3 protein-coding genes are annotated in these 4,490 nt (G+C 62.5%); 2 read left to right on the top strand and 1 reads right to left on the bottom strand.

What is annotated here, in order from left to right; all coding sequences use genetic code 11:
• On the bottom strand, positions 1–1,035 hold a 1,035-nt coding region (locus WBB85_RS00145; protein WP_432636595.1), incomplete at its 3' end, for a cupin domain-containing protein.
• A gap of 137 nt (positions 1,036–1,172) precedes the next feature.
• Here WBB85_RS00145 and WBB85_RS00140 point away from each other — a divergent pair.
• Both WBB85_RS00140 and WBB85_RS00135 read left to right on the top strand, forming a co-directional pair.
• Positions 1,173–3,452: an NADP-dependent malic enzyme gene (locus tag WBB85_RS00140; RefSeq protein ID WP_432636594.1), complete on the top strand. Its 2,280-nt coding sequence runs from the start codon at positions 1,173–1,175 to the stop codon at positions 3,450–3,452.
• A 229-nt stretch (positions 3,453–3,681) separates the two neighbouring features.
• Positions 3,682–4,490, top strand: an 809-nt coding sequence (locus WBB85_RS00135; protein ID WP_432636593.1) for an AMP-binding protein, incomplete at its 3' end; no start/stop codon positions are given.

Raw genomic sequence — 4,490 nt, 5'->3', positions numbered from 1 at the left:
TTCTATATCATCGGTGGGGTCCGCCCAGCGGGTGCGCATCCCGGGCGGCGTGACAAAGGCGTCGCCGGGGGACAGGCGGTAGGGCTCTTTGCCCTCACCCTCCAGCGTCATGGCCCCTTCCATCACGAAACCGAAAAGGATGTCGCTGTCATGACTGGCCCATTCCGGCGCGCCCTGCCCCCGGCGGATGACCTGAACCCCCGCCATGCTTTTGGTATTGGCGTTGATCGTCGTGTCGCGGCAGATATAGCCCGGCAGGCGAAAGCCCTGCCATTCCGCGCCCTTGGCGAGGTTGTGAACAAAGCGCTGACCGTCCCATTCCCGGTCGGGACGGTGATGCGGGGTCGGCAGGGTCATTTCATGGTCGATTTCGGTCACATGGTCGGCGGGCACGCCAATCTCGATCACCTCGATATCGTCGCCCGCCTCCAGCACCCGATGCCTGATGCGCGGCGGCTGGATAAAGCAGTCGCCCGCAGTCAGACGGCGCACATCGCCCTGATCCTCGTAGAGCACATCGACCCAGCCCCGGTAACAGAAGATCAACTGAAACCCGACCTTGTGGAAATGCACCATGTCCGGAACCTTGCCATCCGGCACGCGGATATGGCTCGCGATGATCGCGCCGCCAAGGCGCGAAGGGATCAGATCGCGGTACTTCATGCCCGCGCGGCCGATCACCCAGGGTGCCTGATCGGCAAGGCGGCGGACGACAAAGGCGTGATCGGTTGGCGGCTGGATGACCGGCGGATTCAATTCGTCGATCTCGACCCGTGTGCCGCCGGGCGCGGTGAGACTGCGTTGACCTTCGGCAAAACCATCGGGGTCATCGGTCAAGAGACGCAAATGCCCCGGCCCGCCCGCTGCCTCGGCATCCAGCCGCACGCGCAGCCCGTGGCCCGACAGGATCGCCACCGCCGGATTGTCAGCAGGCCAGATCGCGTCGAGCCGCATGCCCAATGTCCTGGTGAAGAACGGCAGATCCCTGGTCAGGTTTGCGGTCGGCAAAACCGTCTCGGCGCGAATTTCAGACATTGGTAGCTCCCGTCGTGGTATGGGAAGACTGTGCGGCGGCAGTGCGATTTGCAAGTCACCATGCGGCACAGCCATGAGGGCTTTCGTCGAATCTATACGTAGTTTAATACTAAACCAAATCTGGCGGAGGGCAGGACGTGGACGACGCAAGGCAGGAAAACGCACGGCAGGCGGCACTTGACTACCACGAATTCCCCAAGCCCGGAAAACTGGAGATCCGCCCGACCAAGCCGATGGCCAATGGCCGCGACCTCAGTCGCGCCTATTCGCCCGGCGTCGCCGAAGCCTGTCTTGAGATCAAGGACGATCCTGCCACGGCCGCGCGTTACACCGCGAAAGGCAACCTTGTGGCGGTTGTGACGAACGGCACCGCGGTTCTGGGCCTTGGCAATATCGGCGCACTGGCCTCCAAACCGGTGATGGAGGGCAAGGCGGTTCTCTTCAAGAAATTCGCCTCTATCGACTGTTTTGACATCGAGCTGAACGAAAGCGACCCGGAAAAGCTGGCCGAGATCGTCTGCGCACTGGAACCGACCTTTGGCGCGATCAATCTGGAAGACATCAAGGCGCCGGATTGTTTTATCGTTGAACGAATTTGCCGCGAGCGGATGAACATCCCGGTCTTTCACGACGACCAGCACGGCACCGCCATTGTCGTGGGGGCTGCCGCAACCAATGCGCTGCATGTCGCGGGCAAGAAATTCGATGAGATCAAGGTCGTCTCGACTGGCGGCGGGGCGGCGGGGATTGCCTGTCTCGATATGCTGCTCAAGCTCGGGGTCAGGCGCGAAAACGTTTGGCTCTGCGATATCGAAGGGCTGGTCTATGAGGGGCGCGAGGCGCAGATGACGCCGCAAAAGGCGGCCTATGCGCAAGGCGCCAAAGCGGCCACTTTGGACGATGTGATCGGCGGTGCCGACATTTTCCTCGGCCTTTCCGGCCCCGGCGTGCTGACGCCCGGGATGGTGCAAAAGATGGCCGACAGGCCCATCGTCTTTGCGCTCGCCAACCCGACGCCCGAGATCCTGCCCGATGAGGTGCGCGCGGTCGCGCCCGATGCGATCATGGCGACGGGGCGGTCGGATTTTCCCAATCAGGTCAACAACGTCCTTTGTTTTCCGTTCATCTTCCGCGGCGCGCTGGACGTAGGTGCCACAACCATCAATGATGAGATGGAGATCGCCTGTATCGAAGGCATCGCCGCCCTTGCCCGCGCCACCACCAGCGCCGAGGCCGCGGCCGCCTATCGCGGCGAAAAGCTGACCTTTGGCCCCGATTACCTGATCCCCAAACCCTTCGATCCGCGCCTGATCGGCACCGTCGCCAGCGCCGTCGCCCGGGCCGCGATGGAAACCGGCGTCGCCACGCGGCAGATCGACGATCTTGATGCCTACAGGCACAAGCTGGATGGCTCGGTCTTCAAATCCGCGCTGATCATGCGCCCGGTCTTCGACGCCGCCCGTACCGCGCAGCGCCGCATCGTCTTTGCCGAGGGTGAGGATGAACGGGTGCTGCGCTGCGCCAATGCGATGCTGGAAGAGATGACCGACCGGCCCATGCTGATCGGACGGCCCGAGGTGATCGAGCGGCGCTGTGAACGCGCGGGCCTGCCGATCCGGCCCGAACGCGATTTCGAACTGGTGAACCCGGAAAACGACCCGCGCTACCGCGACTATTGGGGCAGCTATCACGAATTGATGGCAAGGCAGGGTGTTACGCCCGACCTCGCCCGCGCGATCATGCGCACCAACACAACGGCGATCGCGGCGATTGCCGTCCATCGCGGCGATGCCGACAGCATGATCTGCGGCACGTTCGGTCAGTATCTGTGGCATCTGAATTATATCCGGCAGGTTCTGGCCCGCGACGGGCTGACACCCCATGGTGCGCTGAGCCTGATGATCCAGGAAGACGGGCCGCTTTTCGTTGCCGATACCCATGTGAATGCTGTGCCAACCCCGGAAGACATCGCAACGACGATCTGCGGTGCAGCCCGTCATGCCCGCCGCTTTGGCGTGACCCCAAAGGTCGCGCTTTGCGCCCATTCCAATTTCGGCAATCTCGACACCGATTCAGGCCGACGGATGCGCGCGGCGCTTGCCATCCTCGACGCCAAAGGCGTGGATTTCGCCTATGAGGGTGAGATGTCGGCGGATGCGGCCCTTGATCCGGAATTGCGCGAACGCATGTTCCCCGGAGGACGGCTGGAAGGCGCGGCCAATATCCTTGTCTTTGGTTATACCGATGCCGCCAATACCGCGCGCAACATGCTGAAGATGAAGGCAGGCGGGCTGGAGGTCGGGCCGATCCTGATGGGGATGGGCAACAAGGCGCATATCGTGACGCCGTCGATCACGGCACGCGGGCTTTTGAACGTCTCGGCCATCGCAGGCACGCCGGTCGCGCTTTACAGCTGAGCAGAATCAGGACCGCGCTGTTTCGCAGCCCTGCGCTGCAAATATTTGCAAACTTCGCGGGAACTCCCGCCTCTATTCGCTATTTCCACCGGTTTGCAAAAGTTTGCGAAAGATTTCAGCAAGATTCTGCAAATTTCTTCACCCATCCACGGCCTGTGAACGGTAACGGCGTTGCGCGGCTGCCCTGCCGTCGCGTAACAATCCCCCAGGCTTTGGAGGAGGCACGACCATGGGATATTCCGAGATCTATTCCGGCTGGAAAGCCGATCCCGAAAGCTTCTGGATGCAGGCGGCAGAGGCCATCGAATGGGATCGGAAACCTTCGCGCGCGCTCTTTGCCGACGCAGCGCCGATTTACGAATGGTTCTCTGACGGCATGGTCAATACCTGCTGGAATGCGGTTGATCGCCATGTGGCCGCCGGGCGCGGCGGGCAGGTTGCCATCATCCATGACAGCCCGATCACCGGCACCAAGCGCGAGATCACCTATGCGGCGCTGAAGGACCGGGTGGCGAGTCTGGCCGGAGCGCTGAGGGCCAAAGGTGTGGAAAAGGGCGACCGGGTGATCATCTACATGCCGATGGTGCCCGAAGCGGTCGAGGCAATGCTGGCCTGCGCCCGGTTGGGTGCGGTTCATTCGGTGGTCTTCGGCGGTTTCGCCGCCCATGAACTGGCGGTCCGCATCGACGACGCGACCCCCAAGGCGATCATCGCGGCCTCTTGCGGTCTCGAACCGGGCCGGGTCGTGCATTACAAGCCGCTGGTCGACGCCGCCATCGAACAGGCCGAACACAAGGTCGATTTCACGCTGATCCTGCAGCGGGATGAGGAAGTGGCCAAACTGATCCCCGGCCGCGATTTCGATTGGCACGAGGCGCAGGCGGGCGTCGCCCCTGCCGATTGCGTGGCCGTCGAGGGCAATCACCCGGCCTATATCCTCTATACTTCCGGCACGACCGGCGCGCCCAAGGGCGTCATTCGCGCCACGGCCGGCCATCTGGTCGCGCTTAACTGGACGATGAAAAACATCTACAACGT

The organism is Albidovulum sp., assembly GCF_049646345.1.
GTDB lineage: Bacteria > Pseudomonadota > Alphaproteobacteria > Rhodobacterales > Rhodobacteraceae > Albidovulum.
This window is presented reverse-complemented; position numbering and strand designations above follow the sequence as displayed.